The organism is Amycolatopsis sp. lyj-112, assembly GCF_046549055.1.
Taxonomy (GTDB): Bacteria; Actinomycetota; Actinomycetes; order Mycobacteriales; family Pseudonocardiaceae; genus Amycolatopsis.
In genome coordinates, this window is the sequence record NZ_JAJPWS010000019.1 from 1 (window position 1) to 17,259 (window position 17,259).

14 protein-coding genes are annotated in these 17,259 nt (G+C 67.3%); 7 read left to right on the forward strand and 7 right to left on the reverse strand.

Annotation, left to right across the window (positions count from 1 at the left end; genetic code table 11):
- Window positions 1–404: 404 nt before the first annotated feature.
- The 4 genes from ACLJRL_RS37205 to dnaE form a co-directional block, all read right to left on the reverse strand.
- Complete coding sequence (locus ACLJRL_RS37205; RefSeq protein ID WP_410661086.1) at window positions 405–1,613, reverse strand: low temperature requirement protein A; 1,209 nt, start codon at window positions 1,611–1,613, stop codon at window positions 405–407.
- 144 nt (window positions 1,614–1,757) lie between these two features.
- Window positions 1,758–1,904, reverse strand: coding sequence for a hypothetical protein (locus ACLJRL_RS37210; RefSeq protein WP_410661087.1), 147 nt, complete (start codon window positions 1,902–1,904; stop codon window positions 1,758–1,760).
- Between the two features lie 166 nt (window positions 1,905–2,070).
- Complete coding sequence (locus tag ACLJRL_RS37215; protein WP_410661088.1) at window positions 2,071–3,543, reverse strand: MFS transporter; 1,473 nt, start codon at window positions 3,541–3,543, stop codon at window positions 2,071–2,073.
- On the reverse strand, window positions 3,543–7,127 hold the full coding sequence (dnaE, locus tag ACLJRL_RS37220) for a DNA polymerase III subunit alpha (RefSeq protein WP_410661089.1): 3,585 nt from the start codon (window positions 7,125–7,127) through the stop codon (window positions 3,543–3,545). The genes ACLJRL_RS37215 and dnaE overlap by 1 nt, the downstream gene beginning before the upstream one ends.
- 316 nt (window positions 7,128–7,443) lie before the next feature.
- Here dnaE and ACLJRL_RS37225 point away from each other — a divergent pair, with 316 nt between their 5' ends.
- Window positions 7,444–7,845, forward strand: coding sequence for a nitroreductase/quinone reductase family protein (locus ACLJRL_RS37225; RefSeq protein ID WP_410661090.1), 402 nt, complete (start codon window positions 7,444–7,446; stop codon window positions 7,843–7,845).
- Window positions 7,846–7,923: 78 nt separating this feature from the next.
- On the opposite strand, the gene ACLJRL_RS37230 is transcribed toward ACLJRL_RS37225, so the two are convergent.
- On the reverse strand, window positions 7,924–8,223 hold the full coding sequence (locus ACLJRL_RS37230; protein ID WP_410661091.1) for a hypothetical protein: 300 nt from the start codon (window positions 8,221–8,223) through the stop codon (window positions 7,924–7,926).
- A gap of 68 nt (window positions 8,224–8,291) precedes the next feature.
- Here ACLJRL_RS37230 and ACLJRL_RS37235 point away from each other — a divergent pair, with 68 nt between their 5' ends.
- The 5 genes from ACLJRL_RS37235 to ACLJRL_RS37255 all read left to right on the forward strand — a co-directional run bounded on the left by ACLJRL_RS37235 (window position 8,292) and on the right by ACLJRL_RS37255 (window position 14,572).
- Window positions 8,292–8,963, forward strand: a complete 672-nt coding sequence (locus tag ACLJRL_RS37235) for a FadR/GntR family transcriptional regulator (protein WP_410661217.1) — start codon at window positions 8,292–8,294, stop codon at window positions 8,961–8,963.
- 4 nt (window positions 8,964–8,967) lie between these two features.
- Window positions 8,968–10,404, forward strand: coding sequence for an amino acid permease (locus ACLJRL_RS37240; protein ID WP_410661092.1), 1,437 nt, complete (start codon window positions 8,968–8,970; stop codon window positions 10,402–10,404).
- On the forward strand, window positions 10,401–11,363 hold the full coding sequence (locus ACLJRL_RS37245; protein ID WP_410661093.1) for an asparaginase: 963 nt from the start codon (window positions 10,401–10,403) through the stop codon (window positions 11,361–11,363). Before ACLJRL_RS37240 ends, ACLJRL_RS37245 begins: the two co-directional genes overlap by 4 nt.
- A gap of 10 nt (window positions 11,364–11,373) precedes the next feature.
- Window positions 11,374–12,771, forward strand: coding sequence for an aspartate ammonia-lyase (gene aspA, locus ACLJRL_RS37250; protein WP_410661094.1), 1,398 nt, complete (start codon window positions 11,374–11,376; stop codon window positions 12,769–12,771).
- 178 nt (window positions 12,772–12,949) lie between these two features.
- Window positions 12,950–14,572, forward strand: a complete 1,623-nt coding sequence (locus tag ACLJRL_RS37255; protein WP_410661095.1) for a CocE/NonD family hydrolase — start codon at window positions 12,950–12,952, stop codon at window positions 14,570–14,572.
- Here the strand turns inward: ACLJRL_RS37255 and ACLJRL_RS37260 are convergent.
- Window positions 14,569–15,327 (reverse strand): metallophosphoesterase, encoded by a 759-nt coding sequence (locus ACLJRL_RS37260; RefSeq protein WP_410661096.1) that lies wholly within the window; start codon window positions 15,325–15,327, stop codon window positions 14,569–14,571. The genes ACLJRL_RS37255 and ACLJRL_RS37260 overlap by 4 nt on opposite strands.
- A 4-nt stretch (window positions 15,328–15,331) precedes the next feature.
- A complete protein-coding gene (locus ACLJRL_RS37265; RefSeq protein WP_410661097.1) occupies window positions 15,332–15,961 on the reverse strand; it encodes a GntR family transcriptional regulator in 630 nt (209 codons plus the stop codon).
- Window positions 15,962–16,007: 46 nt separating this feature from the next.
- On the opposite strand from ACLJRL_RS37265, the gene ACLJRL_RS37270 reads away from it, so the two are divergent.
- Window positions 16,008–17,195, forward strand: a complete 1,188-nt coding sequence (locus ACLJRL_RS37270) for an aminotransferase class V-fold PLP-dependent enzyme (protein ID WP_410661098.1) — start codon at window positions 16,008–16,010, stop codon at window positions 17,193–17,195.
- Window positions 17,196–17,259: the final 64 nt, after the last annotated feature.

Sequence of the window (17,259 nt, forward strand, 5' to 3'; positions counted from 1 at the left end):
TCAAATTTGATCGAGGCAATTTAATGCACTCAAAGGAACCTCAAACGAGGTTCAAATACATAAGCTCTACTGGCTTAGTTCACTAGCACACTGTTGAGTTCTCAAGCAACACACCCCGAATCGCGCCACTCAGCCCTGAAGCAGAACAGCCTTATCCGAAGCAGTTATTTCTTGGCTTTTGTTCGGAGCAAACCCTAGCACCTGCTCGAAACTGACGTTTCAGCGGGGGTAAGGTTACCTCTCCGATTCGGGACCACCCACTCTACCACCATCCGGTGGGAGCTTGGTTCGTGTTCCCGGCGGCCGCTCGGTTTCCCTGGCGACAAAGAGAACATTACACGGCTCGAAACCGCCTTTTACAGGGGGGTCCCTTTTTTCGCGCCGAAGCTCTGACCTGCGTCGATCTAGCTCGTCTCGACGTTCGCGCCCGGAGCCGTCTCCCCGTGCGTAGCGACGACGGTCAGCGCGACGAGCGCGGCGGCGAGCAGAGCGGTCACGTGAATAGGTGCCGGCGTGAACGAAGCGCCGAGCACGAGCACCGCGGTCACCGGGAACCCGATCGCGATCGGACGGCATTCGTTGGTGGGCCCGATATGCATCAGCCAGACGCTCAGCAGGTAGATCGCGACGGGCACGGTCGTCGCCATGGCCGCGGGCAGCGGTGCGACGTGCCCCGTATGAGTGTCGTAGTCGACCGCGACTTCGAGACCGGCGCCGAGCGCGGCCGCCGAAGCGAAGATCAGGTAGTGCCCGTAACCCCAGCTCGCGACGGTGAGCAGGCTCTTCGCCTTTTCGAGCCGGACGTGGCCGGGCTGGTCGAAGTACAGCCACCACAGGGAGAAGAGCAGCACGAGCCCCGCGGCGGCGAGGGAGATCAGGCTGCCGGTGTGCTCCCCCTTGTCCAGCCCCTCCTTGACCGCGGTCGTCGCGCCGAGGATGGATTCACCCAGCACGATGATCGTGAACAGGCCATAGCGTTCGGCGATGTGGTGCGGGTGCCAGCCCGTCCAGTGGCGCCGCTCGGCGATCACCGGCACCGCGAGTTCGGCGAGCAGGAGCAGGAAGAACGACGGCAGGGCCAGGGACTCCGGCAGGCCGAGGCGGACGATCCAGAGGATCTGGACGATCGTGATGCCGACGGCGTAGCGCAGTGCGGCGGGACGGCAGGACGGATCGGTCCGCGCGGCACGCAGCCACTGCACGACCATCGCGAGCCGCATCAGGACATAGCCGGCGACCATGATCGCGAAGTCGCCTTCGAAGGCGGAGGAGACACCGGCCGCCACGGTCAGCCCGCCGGCGATCTGCACCAGCGTGACCAGCCGGTACGGGACGTCGTCGGTGTCGAACGACGACGCGAACCAGCTGAAGTTCAGCCAGCCCCACCAGATCGCGAAGAACACCATCCCGAAACTGAGCACGCCCTGCCCGATGTGGTTCTCGGCGATCGCGTGGTGCAGGCCGGCCGCGGCCTGCGCGACGGCGACCACGAAACAGAGGTCGAACAACAGCTCCAGCGGAGTCGCGACCCGGTGTCCCTCACCGGAATCCCGCATCGTCATCGGCCGGTACCAGACCCGCAGGCGACTCCGCCGCACAGAACTTTCCGTCATCGGTGCTCCTCGCAAACTCGGACTGACGCGATCTTCGCAGCCGAAGCGGGTTCGCACACGTGGAGAGAATGCGGCGGGTGGGTCCCGGGTATGGGGTGCACCTCCCCAGGCGTCCCCTGCCCGGGACCCACCCGCGCGAGTGCTTCACCGGACTCGGCTGTCAGTGGACGCGAACCGGCTGCCGCCGAACGGTCCCCCGCGGACGCCGACGGCCGTCCACCGGCTCGTGACCGTAGGTGTCCATTCCTGGAACTCCGGACTCACCACGGTCGCTTCAGCCGATCGCTCCATCCCCGAACGATCGACAGAAATACCACTGTCGGTAGCCAAGACATAGCAGTGAAGGCTCCGTAAGGTGTACCCGGTTGCTCTGAGTAGCGCCAGTGTCTTCCGACTGGAGTCACTCGGATGGAGCATTCGGTCTCGCCGACCGTAGTCATCGGTGAGTGGCACTCGCTCAGCCGCGTTGACTGTCGGCGGCCACTCGCGCGGCTTCCTCCCGCTCAGTGAGCAATCGCCGCTTCCGGCGCGTGCGAAGTTCGATCACCGCGAGTAAAAGCGCCGAACAGGTCAGCCCGGCCGCGCACAGCATCGCCGCGGTCAGCGCCGACTGGTAGCCGCCGTTCGCGCCCAGGACGGCGTGGAAGATCGACGCCAGCACGACGGTGCCGATCGCGGTGCCGATCCGCTGCCCGGTCTGCAGCGCGCCCCCGGCCACGCCCGCCATCGACGTCGGCACGCATTCCAGGGTCAGCGTGGTGTTGGGCGAGATGACCATCCCGCCGCCGACGCCGGCGACGAGCAACGGCAGCGCGAAGTACCAGCCGGCGTCGCTTCCGGGCGCGTACCCGGCGAGGAAGGCGACGGTGGCCATCCCGGCGATCACCATGACCAGCCCGGCGACGGTGAGCTTGCGACCCCACTTCGGTACCAGCCGCCCCGCGATCGCCGCGGACACCGCCGAGCCGATCGCGAACGGGGTGACGGCGAGGCCGGACTGCAGGGGCGTGTAGCCCAGGCCCTCCTGGAAGAAGATCGCGAAGACCAGCCACATCCCGGTGAACCCGCAGAAGTACAGCGCCCCGACCGCGGCACCCGTGGCGTACCCCGGGGTTCCGGTGAACAGCCGGGTGTCCAGCAGCGGAGGACGGTCTCGCCGCACCATCGAGCGTTCCCAGCGGACGAAGGCGACACCGAAGATCACCGCGACGACGAACAGCCACCACAGGTTCCCGAGACCGACCTGCTCGGATTCGATGAGCGGGAGCAAAACGCCGAGGACGGCGACGCCCAGCAGCAAGATGCCGACGAAGTCGATCTCGCCTCGCAGGCTCTTCGCGACTCTCGGCGCCTTCGGGAGCCATCTCAGCGCCAGGGCGAACGCGAGTATCCCGATGGGCACGTTCACGTAGAAGACCCAGCGCCAGCCGTCCGGGTCACCGAAGACGGCGAGGATCACGCCGCCGAGTACCGGGCCGACGGCGGTCGAGATCCCGACGGTCGCGCCGAACATGCCGAACGCGCGGCCTCGTTCCGCGCCGCGGAAGAGGTCTTGGATCATCCCGCTGTTCTGGGGCGTCATCATCCCCGAAGCGACACCCTGCAGGAGCCGGGCGATGATCAGCGTCGTCTCGTCCGGTGCCGCGCCGGCGAAAGCGCTGGTCGCCACGAAAGCGGCGAGGGCGAACAGGAACATGCGGCGGCGGCCGAGGGCGTCGCCGAGCCTGCCACCGGTCACCAGCACCAGTCCGAAGGCCAGCGCGTACCCGGAGACGACCCACTGGATCCCGCCGCTCGACGCGCCGAGATCCTGCTGGATCGAGGGCAGCGCCGTGTTGACGATGCTGACGTCGAGCAGGCCCATGAACCCGGCGGCGAGGGAGACGGCGAGCGCCTTCCAGCGCCGTGGATCGGGTTCGTAGGTGCTCATCAGGTGCTGGCGGCGATCCCGGGGATGCCCTTGAGCTCACCGATCAGCATCGACGTCACCTTGACCGGGTAGTCGTAGAGCGCGAAGACCGTCTGATTCTTGCCGACCAGTTTGAGGTGCACCGGGGTCTCGCCCTTGTGCGCCAGCAAGGTCTGCTTCAGTTCGCTGACCACCGACTGGTCGAGCTTCTCGGGCGCGGCCAGCAGCACGAGCGGCATGTCGTCGTCGCCGTTGCCGACCTCGGAGAGGTCGAGCGGCACCAGCCCGCCGCCGAAGATGGACATCTTGTCCTCGCGCCAGTTCACCCGGCCCTTGACCAGCACCGCGTTGTCCTCGATGAGGTCGGCGGAGAACATCGCGTACGACTTCGGGAAGTAGAGGACCTCGATCGCGGCGTCCATGTCCTCGATGGTGCAGATCGCCCAGGGCTCGCCCTTTTTGTTGACCCGGCGTTCCAGCGAAGTGATCAGCCCGGAGATGATCAGCTCACCTTCCTTCGGCGGGTCGGCGATGATCGCGGCGATCGGTCTCGGGGCGTGTTTGCGCAGGATGCGCTCGGCGCCGTCCAGCGGGTGCGCCGAGACGTAGAGGCCGAGCATCTCCCGTTCGTAGGCGAGGAGTTGCTTGCGCGGGTACTCCTCTTCACCGAACTTCAGATGCGCGAGCGGTGAAGAGGACACCGCGTCTTCCGCGTCGTCGTCCCCGCCGAAGCCGAACAGGTCGAACTGGCCCATCGCCTCCTGGCGCTTGAGCGGGACCACGGCCTCGACCGCGTCCTCGTGCACCTGGATCATCGAGAGCCGGGTGTTGCCGAGCGAATCGAACCCGCCGGCCTTGATCAGCGATTCGATGACCCGCTTGTTGCAGGCCACCAGTTCCGACTTGTCGAGGAACTCCGTGAAGGTGGAGTACTTCCCCTTCTCGTTGCGGGTCTTGATGACCGATTCGACGACGTTCGCGCCGACGTTGCGCACGGCGCCGAGGCCGAAGCGGATGTCGTCCCCGACGGCCGCGAACCTCAGCGCCGACTCGTTGACGTCCGGCGGGAGCACCTTGATCCCGAGGCGGCGGCACTCGGACAGGTAGACCGCGGACTTGTCCTTGTTGTCACCGACCGAGGTCAGCAGCGCGGCCATGTACTCCGGCGTGAAGTTAGCCTTGAGGTACGCGGTCCAGTACGAGATCAGGCCGTACGCGGCCGCGTGACTCTTGTTGAACGCGTACCCGGCGAACGGGAGGATCGTGTCCCACAGTGCCTTCACCGCATCCGGCGAGAACCCGCCTTCGGTCAGCGGGCTGGCCTTCATCCCGGCCTCGAAGCCCTCGTACTCGAGATCGAGGACTTCCTTCTTCTTCTTACCCATGGCCCGGCGGAGCACGTCCGCGCGGCCCATCGTGTATCCGGCCACCTTCTGGCCGATATGCATGATCTGCTCCTGATAGACGATCAGGCCGTAGGTGTCGGCCAGGATCTCCTTCAGGGGCTCCTCGAGCTGCGGGTGGATCGGCTTGACCTTCTGCCGATTGTTCTTCCGGTCGGCGTAGTCGTTGTGCGCGTTCATGCCCATCGGGCCGGGGCGGTACAGCGCGCCCACCGCCACGATGTCGTCGAACACCGTCGGCTGCATCCGGCGCAGCAGATCCCGCATCGGCCCGCCGTCCAGCTGGAACACGCCGAGCGTGTCTCCCCTGGCGAGCAGCTTGTACGTCTCCGGATCTTCGACGCCGAGCGTGTCGAGGTCGATGTCGACCCCGCGGTTGGTCTTGATGTTGTCGATCGCGTCGCCGATGACCGTCAGGTTCCGCAGGCCCAGGAAGTCCATCTTGAGCAGGCCGATGTTCTCACACGACGGGTAGTCCCAGCCGGTGATGATCGAGCCGTCGTCGCGCTGCCACAGGGGGATCGCGTTGGTGAGCGGTTCGCTCGACATGATGACCGCGCAGGCGTGGACGCCGGCGTTGCGGATCAGGCCTTCGAGACCGCGGGCGGTGTCGAAGATCGTCTTGCACTCTTCGTCGGTCTCGACGAGCGTGCGGACTTCGGCGGCCTCGCCGTAGCGCTCGTGCTTGTTGTCGACGATGCCGGAGAGCGGGATGTCCTTCGCCATGATCGGCGGCGGCAGCGCCTTCGAGATCCGGTCCGCGATCGCGTAGCCGGGCTGGCCGAAGTGGACGCGGGCGGAGTCCTTGATCGCCGCCTTGGTCTTAATGGTGCCGAAGGTGATGACCTGCGCGACCTTGTCGACGCCGTACTTGTCGGTGGCGTAGCGGATCATCTCGCCGCGCCGGCGGTCGTCGAAGTCGATGTCGATATCGGGCATCGAGACGCGCTCGGGGTTCAGGAACCGTTCGAACAGCAGCTTCTGCGGGATCGGGTCCAGGTTGGTGATACCGAGGACGTACGCGACCAGCGAGCCGGCGGCCGAACCACGGCCGGGGCCGACGCGGATGCCGACCTTGCGGGCGTAGTTGATGAGGTCGGCGACGATGAGGAAGTAGGCGGGGAAGCCCTTCCCGATGATGACGTCGAGCTCGATCTCGATGCGCTCGTCGTAGTACGCGTCCGGCACGCCTTCCGGGTACCGCCACTTGAGGCCGCGCGCGACCTCTTCCCGCAGCCAGGTGCCCTGGTCGTAACCCTCGGGGACCCCGAAGAACGGCAGCCGGTCCTTGTGCGTGTAGACGTCTTTGTAGGACTCGACGCGCTCGGCGATCAGCAGCGTCGAGTCGGCGGCGCCGGGGACCTCCTTGTCCCAGTACTCCCGCATGTCGGCGGCCGACTTCAGGTAGTAGCCGTCTCCGTCGAACTTGAACCGGTTCGGGTCGTTCAGCGTCTTGCCGGCCTGCACACAGAGCAGCGCCGAGTGCGTGTCGGCCTGGTCCTTGGTGACGTAGTGCGAGTCGTTGGTGGCCAGCGGCCGGAGGTCGAGCAGCTTCCCGATCTCGAGCAGGCCCTCGCGGACCGACCGCTCGATCGGCAGGCCGTGGTCCATCAGCTCGAGGAAGAAGTTCTCGCCGCCGAAGATGTCCTTGTAGTCCGATGCAGCCTGGATCGCCTCGGTGCGCTGACCCAGCCGCAGCCGCGTCTGCACCTCGCCGGACGGGCAGCCCGTGGTCGCGATGATGCCGTCGTGGTTCTCCGAGATCAGCTCGCGGTCCATCCGGGGCTTGCGGTAATAACCCTGCATACTCGCGAGCGAGGAGAGCTTGAACAGGTTCCGCAGCCCGGTCGCGTTCGCGGCGAGCATCGTCATGTGGGTGTAGGCACCACTACCGGAGACGTCGCCGCCTTCACCGAACTCGTCGGAGCCTCGCTGGTTGGCCTGGCCCCAGAACACCGGCTTCTTGTGGAAGCGGCTCTCCGGCGCGACGTAGGCCTCGATGCCGATGATCGGCTTCAATTCGTGCTTGACGGCCTGCTGGTAGAACTCGTCCGCGCCGTACATGTTGCCGTGGTCGGTCATCCCGACCGCGGGCATGCCGAGCCGCGACGCCTCCTTGAACAAAGGGGCGATCTTCGCCGCACCGTCGAGCATCGAGTACTCGGTGTGCACATGCAGGTGGACGAAGGAATCGTTCGACACCAGCGAAAACCTCCCCTAGACAGACGGGTCCCTGGCTGCGAGACGAGACCGGTCGACCCACTCTAAGCGTCTCAAGATCATCGGCAACTCGCGGGGGGATTCGGTCCTTGAGTGAGGACGAGTCTGCTAGCTGAGCAAGATCAAATCCAGCTGCCTCGCCGTAGCGGCCATCACCCGAAGGCGGGACCGCTACCGCCGCTCGGCTCCGTTTTCGGCGGCGTCGTGAGCAGCCATGATCAAAAAATGCTTGCCGACCAGGGCGCGGGTGTGCAGACTGCGGAGCCGCCAAGATCACCCGAGCCCGTCCGGAGTGTTGATGATCGACCTGCAGGCCATGAACGAAGGCGTGATCGCGGAGTTCCGCGCGAACGGTCGCCGCGGCGACGGCCTCCCGACGCTGCTTCTCACCACCACGGGTGCCCGAAGCGGACGACGGCACGTGACGCCGATGCTGTTCCTGGCCGACGACGACCGATACGTCGTGTTCGCCGCCAACGGCGGCGCTCCGGGGCATCCGGACTGGTACCGCAATCTGATCGCGGAGTCGTCTGTCGACGTCGAAGCGGACGGAGAGGCTTTCACCGCCCACGCGGTGGAGATCACCGGAGCGGCTCGGGACCGTCTGTTCGCGAAGCAGGCGAAGGCGTTCCCGCGGCTGGCGGAGCACCAGTCGAAGACCAGCAGGCCGTTCCCGGTGATCGCGCTCAAGCGCGTCTGACGTGGGCTGCGCGAGTGGGTCGCCGGTATGACCCTTGGGCCGCCGTGGTGATCAGGACCAACAACCCACCCTTGCCGTTCAGAAGTACGTGAAGGACCCCTTCATTGCGTCTAGCGCCGTGAAGGCCTCCTTGAGGGACTCTGAGTCCCTCAAGGAGGCCTTCACGGACCTGCCCCAATCGGCGGGTGAGGGCGGCGCGACGACGTTGTGACACTGGCCACGTCGGCGCGGGAAATTGGTGTCACAGAGGAACTCCGTATCCACGAAGGCGCCCAGCACGGCTTCCACTTCTCGGGTGATTACCTCATCGACGCCGACCTCGCAGGGTGGATCGGAGCGCTCGGCTGATCGCTTGACAAAGCCGGTGACCGACCGCACGATCTCGTCCCATGAACCTGTCTGACAGCCAGACAGCCGGACACGGTGGTCCGCGGCGCATCAGCGCGATGGAAGCCGTACTGGCCCACCTTCGCGGCGCCATCGAGCGCGGCGACTACCCCATCGGCACGAAATTGCCGGCGGAGTCCGCGCTCGGCAAGGAGTTCGAGGTCAGCCGTTCGGTCGTCCGCGAGGCACTGCGGGGACTGCAGGCACTCGGGCTCACCGTGTCCAAAACGGGCAAGGGAACCTTCGTGACCGCCACCGGGCCGGTCGAGAACCCCACCTTCGGGACCTATTCGGCCCGCGACCTGTTCGAGGTGCGGCGCCACGTCGAGATCCCCGTCGCCGGCTACGCGGCGGTGCGCCGCAGCACCGACGACCTCGACCTGCTCGGCCATCTCGTCGAGCGGATGGACCTCGAAACCGACAACACCGCGTGGGTGGCGCTGGACTCGCTGTTCCACATCACCATCGCCCAGTCTTCGGGCAACCCGGTGTTCGGCAAGGTCATCGAGGAGATCCGGGACGCGCTGGCACGCCAGTCGTCCTTCCTCAACCAGCTGGGCGGACGGCGGACGCGCTCGAATATCGAGCACCGCGAGATCGTCACCGCCATCGCCGGCGGTTCCGAGGCGGACGCCATCGCGGCGATGACCGCCCATCTCGAACACGTCGAGAACGCCCTCACCACCATCGTGCGGCCAGGCCACGCGACGAACCCGAACAAGGACGACTGACACCGTGACCGAACAGACCCTCAGCACGGACGACAAGTCCGCGCCGCCTGCCGATGCCGGTGACGCCGGCTACGACAAGGCGCTGAAGCCCCGCCACGTCAACATGATCGCGATCGGCGGCGCCATCGGCACCGGCCTGTTCCTCGGCGCGGGCGGACGGCTCGCCCAGGCGGGCCCGGCACTGGCCATCGTCTACGCCGTCTGCGGCCTCTTCGCGTTCTTCGTGGTGCGCGCGCTCGGCGAACTCATTCTCTACCGCCCCTCCTCCGGCGCGTTCGTTTCCTACGCCCGTGAGTTCATGGGTGAGAAGGGCGCCTTCGTCGCGGGCTGGATGCACTTCCTGAACTGGTCGACGACCGGGATCGCGGATATCACCGCGATCGCGCTGTACGCCCACTTCTGGTCCTTCTTCACGCCGATCCCGCAGTGGGTGCTGGCACTCATCGCGCTCGCGGTGGTGCTGACGCTGAACATGGTTTCGGTCAAGCTGTTCGGCGAGATGGAGTTCTGGTTCGCCATCATCAAGGTGGCCGCGCTGGTGACCTTCATGGCGATCGGCATCTTCCTGCTGGTCACCCAGCAGCCGATCGCGGGGCACACCCCGGGCTTCTCGCTGATCTCCGACCACGGCGGGATCTTCCCGGCCGGTCTGCTGCCGATGGTGCTGATCGTCCAGGGTGTCGTGTTCGCCTACGCCTCCGTCGAACTCGTCGGTGTCGCGGCGGGCGAGACGAAGGACCCGCGGAAGATCATGCCCAAGGCGATCAACTCCATCATGTGGCGGATCGGGATCTTCTACGTCGGCTCGGTGGTCCTGCTGGCCATGCTGATGCCGTGGGACTCCTACTCCAAGAAGGAGAGCCCGTTCGTCACCGTGCTCTCGAACATCGGGGTGCCGCAGGCGGGCAACGTGATGAACCTGGTGGTGCTGACGGCGGCGCTGTCCAGCCTGAACTCGGGCCTCTACTCCACCGGACGCATCCTGCGGTCGATGTCGCTGGCCGGGTCCGCGCCGAAGTTCACCGGCGTGATGAACAAGAACCACGTGCCCTACGGCGGGATCCTGCTCACCTCGGCGGTCTGTGTGCTGGGCGTCGGGCTGAACTACCTTGTGCCGAGCGAGGCCTTCGAGATCGTGCTGAACTTCGCGGCCATCGGCATCCTCGCGACTTGGGCGATCATCGTGATCTGTCACCTGTTGTTCGTGCGCAAGGCCAAGCGCGGCGAGGTGGAGCGCCCGTCGTACCGTCTGCCGTTCTCGCCCTACACCGAGATCGCGACGCTGATCTTCCTCGCCACCGTCGTCGTGCTGATGGCCTTCGAGGAGACCGGCCGGATCACGCTGTACTGCCTTCCGGTGATCGGTCTGGCGCTGGTGATCGGCTGGTTCAGCGTGCGGAAGCGGATCAACATGGACGTCTTCGAAAAGACGAAGCTGTGATTCCCGAGATCCGCGTACCGGCTCACGAGCCGCTGGTGCACCTCCTCCGCGACGGAATGGTCGAGGGGGTGCACCACGGTTCGGCCGTGGTGCTCGCGCCGGACGGCCGCGTGCTGTTCTCCGCCGGCGACATCGAGGCGGCGTTCTACCCGCGTTCGTCGGCGAAACCCTTGCAGGCCACCGCGATGGCGCGACTCGGCGTCGGGCTCGGCCCGGCCGGTTTCGCGGTCGGCGCGGCGAGTCACTCGGGCGAGGACATCCACCTCGCGGAGGTGCTCAGGACGTTGGACGGAGCCGGGCTCACCGCGGAAGATCTGCGGACGCCGGAGGACCTGCCGTTCGACCCGGTCGAGCGCGACGCCTGGATTTCGTCCGGCCGGTCCGCGACCCGCTTGGCGCACAACTGCTCCGGTAAGCACGCCGCCATGCTGGCGACCTGCCGTCTCCACGATTGGTCCACAAAGGACTATCTCGATCCGGGTCATCCTCTGCAGCGCGCGATCGCGGACTGCGTCGAAGACCTGACCGGGCAACGGATCCCGAAGGTCGCCGTCGACGGCTGCGGCGCTCCCCTGTTCGCGGTCTCGCTGCGCGGGCTCGCCCGGTCGGTGGGGAAGATCGCCGCCGCGGCACCTGAAACCCCGGAAGGCCTGGTGGCCGAAGGGATCCGGAAGCATCCGGAACTGGTCGGCGGCACGCGCCGTGACGTCACCGCGTTGATGCGCGCGGTTCCGGGCCTGATCGCCAAGGACGGTTTCGAAGCCGTCCAGGTCGCCGCGCTGCCGGACGGCACGGCGGTCGCGATCAAGATCGCCGACGGCGGCGACCGCGCACGGCAGCCGGTGCTCGCCGCCGCGCTCGCGCTGTGCGGCGTCGATCCGGACGTCTTGAAGCCGTTCACCGGGGCCCCCGGGCTCCGGGTGACGGGTGCGCTCGCCGAACTCCAGTCAGCCGCGTGAGGAGCCTGTGATGTACCGCACGGAGCACGATCTGCTGGGAGACAAGGAAGTTCCGGCCGACGCCTACTGGGGTGTGCACACCGCGCGCGCCCGGGAGAACTTCCCCATCACCGGCACCACGATCTCCGCGTATCCGCACCTGATCGAGGCGCTCGCCTCGGTCAAGGAGGCCGCCGCTCGCGCCAACGCCGACCTCGGCCTGCTGACTCCGGAGATCGCCGACGCGATCTGCCGGGCCTGTGCGGAGATCCGGGAAGGCGCGCTGCACGACCAGTTCGTCGTCGATGTCATCCAGGGCGGCGCCGGCACGTCGACGAACATGAACGCCAACGAGGTGATCGCGAACCGCGCGCTCGAACTGCTCGGGCACGAGAAGGGCGACTACGCCCACGTGCACCCGAACGAGCACGTGAACCTCGGGCAGTCGACCAACGACGCCTACCCGACCGCGGTCAACGTCGCGACGATCATCGCCGTCCACGAACTGGCCGAGGCGATGGTCTTGCTGGAGCAGGCGTTCGCCGCCAAGGCCGTCGAGTTCCACGACCTGCTGAAGATGGGCCGGACCCAGTTGCAGGACGCCGTGCCGATGACGCTGGGGCAGGAGTTCGGCACCTACGCGATCATGCTGGGCGAAGACCGGCTGCGGCTCACCGAGGCGGTGGCGCTGCTGCACGAGATCAACCTCGGCGCGACCGCGATCGGCACCGGCCTCAACGCCGCGCCCGGTTACGCCGAAGCCGCCTGCGCGCATCTGCGCGAGATCACCGGCCTGCCCGTCGAGACCGCCGTCGACCTCGTGGAGGCGACCCAGGACTGCGGCGCGTTCGTGCACCTTTCCGGTGTGCTCAAACGGATCGCGGTGAAACTCTCGAAGAGCTGCAACGACCTCCGGCTGCTCTCTTCCGGCCCGCGGGCGGGGCTCAACGAGATCAACCTGCCGCCGGTCCAGGCCGGTTCGTCGATCATGCCGGGCAAGATCAACCCGGTGATCCCCGAGGTGGTCAACCAGGTCGCGTTCGAGGTCATCGGCAACGACGTCGCGGTGACGATGGCGGCCGAAGCCGGGCAGTTGCAGCTCAACGCGTTCGAGCCGCTGATCCTGCATTCGCTTTCGGAGAGCATCACGCATCTGCGGTCGGCCTGTGTGGTGCTGGCCGAGCGGTGCGTTTCCGGGATCACCGCGAACGCCGACGTGATGCGGGGCTACGTGGAGAACTCCATCGGCCTGGTGACCGCGCTGAACCCGGCGATCGGGTACGCGGCGGCGACCGAGATCGCGAAGGAAGCGCTCGAAACCGGGCGTGGAGTGGCGGAACTCGTCGTCGAAAAGGGGCTTCTGCCCGCGGAGGAACTGGCGAAGCTGCTGAAGCCGGAGACGCTCGCGCGGCTCAAACGGCTCGGCTGAAGACCAGCGGGGCGGTACCGGGCGGTCTGCCCCGCGCCAAGTGTCATGAAAGGGTCTTTCGGGACGAATTTCGTCTTGAAAGACCCTTTCATGACACGCTCGAGCGAGCGCGCGCTCCCCGCGACGCGGGTACGGTCGTAACCGGAAGGTGATCCTCCGCACGAAAGGCGGCCCCGGCGTGCTCGACCGACTTCTCGACCGGTTCCTCGGCCTCCCCCAGGCCGAAGGCCCCGCGCCCTCGGCGACCAAGGGGATTCCGGTCCCGATGCCCGACGGCGTCCGGCTGCTGGCCGACCGCTACACCCCGCCGGGTGACGAGCCTCGGCCGGTGGTGCTGATCCGCACGCCGTACGGCCGCGAAGGCCTGATGGGCAAGATCTTCGGCGACACGTTCGCGCGGCACGGGCTGCAGACGGTCCTCCAGAGCACGCGCGGGACATTCGGCTCCGGCGGCGAGTTCCGGCCGTTCCACCTGGAGAAGGAAGACGGTCTCGCCACCATCGCGTGGCTGCGCGAGCAGCCCTGGTGCGACGGCCGGATCGCGATGGCGGGCGCGAGCTACCTCGGGCATACGCAGTGGGCCGTCGCGCCGTATCTCGACGAGCCGCTCGAAGCGATGTGTCTCGGCATCACCGCGTCGGAGTTCGTCTCCACCTTCTATCCGGGCGGGATCCTCGCGATCGACAACATGGTCTCGTGGTCAGCGCTGATCGGACGGCAGGAAGGCCGGTTCGCCGGGGTGCCGAACCCGTGGCAGACCAAGAAGACCCGGGCGGCCATGGCGCATCTGCCTGTTTCCGGCGCGGACGTCGCGGCCATCGGCAAGCAGGTGCGCTTCCTGCAGGACATCTCCGAGCACGCCGAACCCGGTGACGACTTCTGGGCGCCGTCGGATCACAGCGCGCGGGTCGCCGGGCTGACGACACCGGTGACCATGGTGACCGGGTGGTACGACCTGTTCATTTCCGCGCAACTGCGCGACTTCAAGGAACTCGCCGCCGCGGGGCGCGAGCCGCGGATCACCGTCGGCCCGTGGGCGCACGGTGAACCGGCCAGCCTCAAGACGCTGGTGTCCGACCAGATCGGGTTCCTGTCCGCCCATCTTCTCGGCGACGGCGCCCAGCTTCGCCAGGCTCCCGTGCGTCTCTATCTCCAAGGTGCCGGACGGTGGCTGGACTTCACGAGCTGGCCGCCGGAATCCGAAGCCACGGAGTACTTCCTGCGCTCCGGCGCGCTTTCCTCCGACGGCCCTGAGGAATCAGCGCCGGGTGAGTTCACCTACGACCCGGCCGACCCGACGCCGACCGTCGGCGGGCCGCTGCTGTCCGGTGTGCAGAAGCAGCGCGACAACAAGACCGTCGAAGAACGCCGGGACATCCTGCTCTTCGACGGAGACCTGCTCAAGCGCGACCTCGACGTCATCGGCGAGATCTCGGCACTGGTGCACGTGCGGACCGACCTCGGCCACGGTGACGTCTTCGTCCGGCTGTGCGATGTGGACCGTCGCGGGGTCTCCCGCAACGTCACCGACGGCATCCTCCGTCTCCGGCCCGGCACCCCCGAGTCCGATGTGGACGGTGTGGTCGCGGCCGAGGTCCGGCTCGATCCGACGGCCTACCGGTTCCGGCGCGGGCACCGGCTGCGGCTGCAGGTCGCGGGCGGAGCGTTCCCTCGCTTCGCCCGCAACCACGGCACCGACGAGCCGCTCTTCACCGCGGTGGACGGGAAACCGGCGCGGTTCGAGATCTTCCACGACCCCGCGCACCCGTCCCGGATCACGCTGCCGGTGTTCGGCGGTTAGAGGACCACACGCTGGTGCGTGGTCAGCCTGCCGTCGTCGTGCAGCACGTGGAACAGCAGCGACGGCGGCAGGTCGGTGTCGATCGGCCCGCCTTCGGACCAATGCCGGAGGCCGCCCTCTTCCCACGGGAACAGGATGCTCGACCCGACCGAGGGCGCCGACCGCAGCGGCAGGCCCGCGAACGTCGTCGACGTCGCGGCGTGGACGTGCCCGCACAACAGGGCCACCACTCGCGGGTGACGGGCGAGCACCTCGGCGAACCGGTCCTCACCGTGCTGGCGTATCCCGTCCACCAACGGCAGGCCGAGTTCGACCGGTGGGTGGTGGAAACAAACGAAAGCGGGGCCGTCGCCGTCGGCGAGGACGCCGTCCAGCCAGGTGAGGGTCTCGTCGTCGAGGAGCCCGTCGGGTTTACCGGGGATGCTCGTGTCGGCCATGACGAAGGTGACGTCGCCGACGGTGTGCACCGAGTTCAGCGGTGCGTCGCCCGGTGCCTGGTCCAGCAGCCCTTCGCGGTACGGACCGCGTTCGTCGTGGTTGCCGGGGCAGGTGAACAGCGGGACGTCGGTCTTGAACAGTTCGGCCGCGCGCCGGTACTCCTCGACCGTGCCGTGGTCGGCGATGTCGCCGGTCACCAGGATCGCGTCGACCGGTGTCGCGAGATTCGCCAGGTAGCGCATGACGCGGGCGGTGCGTTCGTCCGCCCGGTCGCCGCCGTCGAGATGGTTGTCGCTCAGATGTGCCGTCACGAACATCGTGTCACCCCATGTTCTCCAGATATGCCAACGTTTTCACCCAGTTCCGCACGAGCAGCTCCGCTGCCCCCGTGTGGTCGGAGACGCGGATCGCCTCGGCGATCCGCCGGTGCTCATCGATACTCTCCAGCGAGCGTTCGGTGCCACCGAAATAACAGGCGTCATAGCGCTTCAGGAGCGGCTTGGTCTGCTCGATCAGGCGCAGCAGATGCGGATTCGTGCAGCGGGAGACCAGCAGCGTGTGCCAGCGATCGTCCAAAGCGGACAGATCGCCCTTCCGTTCGAGTTCGGCGGTCATCTCGCCGGCGATCCGGTCCAGCCCGCCGGTGAGCCCGGCGAGGTCCTGCGGCGAACTCCAGCGCAGCGCGAGCGCCTCGAGTTCCGCGACGAGCGGGTACAGCCGCCGGGCTTCCTCCGGATCGAACGGCGGGACCAGGAAACCGCGGCCCGGCGCCGAAACCAGCATGCCGCGGCCGGCCAGCCCGATCAGCGCCTCGCGCAACGGCGTCCGGCTGACCCCCAGTTCCCGGGCGAGGTGCACCTCGTTGATCCGGCTGTCCGCGGCGATCCGGCCGTCCAGCATGCGCGCGGTGATCTCCTCCGCGAGATCGCGCCGGAGCAGGTTCCTCGTCATGCGGACAGTATTGCATGCACTTGAGCCATACTGTATTCAGTTAGGCATGACGAGTATTCAGGGCTTTGACGTCGTCCGCGCTCGCTCGGAGACCCCGGGCTGCGCCGAAGTGGTCCACCTCAACAACGCCGGATCGTCGCTACCGCCCGCTCGCGTGACCGACGCGGTCGTCGACTACCTGCGCGAAGAAGCCCTGATCGGCGGATACGAGCAGGCCGCGGCCACCCTGGAGCGGCTCAACGGCGTCTACGCCTCGGCCGCCCGGTTCGTCGGCGCCGAACCCGACGACATCGCGCTGACCGACAACGCGACCCGGTCGTGGCAGGCGGTCTTCTACGCGCTGCCGTTCACCGCGGGCGACAGGATCCTGACGTCGAGGTCCGAGTACGCCAGCAACGTCATCTCCTTCCTGCAGACCGCCAAGCGCACCGGCGCCGTGGTCGAGGTGGTCGAAGACGACGAGTCCGGCCAGCTCGACGTCGAAGACCTGAAGCGCCGGATCGACGGCGCCGTCAAGCTGATCGCCGTCTCCCACGTGCCGACCCAAGGCGGGCTGGTGAACCCCGCCGAGGAGATCGGCGCGGTCGCGCGGGACGCCGGGATCCCGTTCCTGCTGGACGCGTGCCAGAGCGCCGGGCAGATCGACCTCGACGTCGCCCGCCTGAACTGCGACGCGCTCAGCGTGACCGGCCGCAAGTACCTGCGCGGGCCGCGCGGCACCGGTTTCCTCTACGTGCACCCGCGGCTGCGTGAGCGGCTCGAGCCCGCGATGCTCGACCTGCACTCCGCGTCCTGGGTCGCGCCCGAAAGCTACGAAGTCGATCCGACCGCGAAGATGTTCGAGGTCTGGGAACGCGATCACGCCGCGACGCACGGCCTCGGCGCGGCGATCGACTACGCCCTCGAATGGGGCATGCCCGCCATCGAAGCCCGCGTCGCCGAACTGGCCGCGAAACTGCGTGACGCGCTTCGGGCGATCCCGGGGGTCAGCGTCCACGACCAGGGCGCGCGGCAGTGCGGCATCGTCACGTTCAGCGTCGCGAAAACGCCGTCACCCGAGGTGAAACGCCACCTCTCGGCGGCGAGGATCAACACCAGCGTCTCCGAAGCCACGTCCGCCCAGTTCGACTTCACCGCGCGCGGACTGCCGTCGATGGTCCGGTCTTCGGTGCACTACTTCAACACCGAGGACGAGATCGCGCTCCTCGTCGGCGAAGTGGAGAAGCTGGCTTAAACGACGGGAAAGCAGCGACTGGGTCGACGGGGCGTAGGGCAGCCCCGTCGACTTCGCGCGCAGA

Coding starts and splice junctions, on each gene's coding strand:
- ACLJRL_RS37205 (WP_410661086.1), bottom strand. CDS start 1,613: ATGACGGAAAGTTCTGTGCGGCGGAGTCGCCTGCGGGTCTGGTACCGG.
- ACLJRL_RS37210 (WP_410661087.1), bottom strand. CDS start 1,904: ATGGAGCGATCGGCTGAAGCGACCGTGGTGAGTCCGGAGTTCCAGGAA.
- ACLJRL_RS37215 (WP_410661088.1), bottom strand. CDS start 3,543: ATGAGCACCTACGAACCCGATCCACGGCGCTGGAAGGCGCTCGCCGTC.
- ACLJRL_RS37225 (WP_410661090.1), top strand. CDS start 7,444: ATGATCGACCTGCAGGCCATGAACGAAGGCGTGATCGCGGAGTTCCGC.
- ACLJRL_RS37235 (WP_410661217.1), top strand. CDS start 8,292: ATGGAAGCCGTACTGGCCCACCTTCGCGGCGCCATCGAGCGCGGCGAC.
- aspA (WP_410661094.1), top strand. CDS start 11,374: ATGTACCGCACGGAGCACGATCTGCTGGGAGACAAGGAAGTTCCGGCC.
- ACLJRL_RS37260 (WP_410661096.1), bottom strand. CDS start 15,327: ATGTTCGTGACGGCACATCTGAGCGACAACCATCTCGACGGCGGCGAC.
- ACLJRL_RS37265 (WP_410661097.1), bottom strand. CDS start 15,961: ATGACGAGGAACCTGCTCCGGCGCGATCTCGCGGAGGAGATCACCGCG.
- ACLJRL_RS37270 (WP_410661098.1), top strand. CDS start 16,008: ATGACGAGTATTCAGGGCTTTGACGTCGTCCGCGCTCGCTCGGAGACC.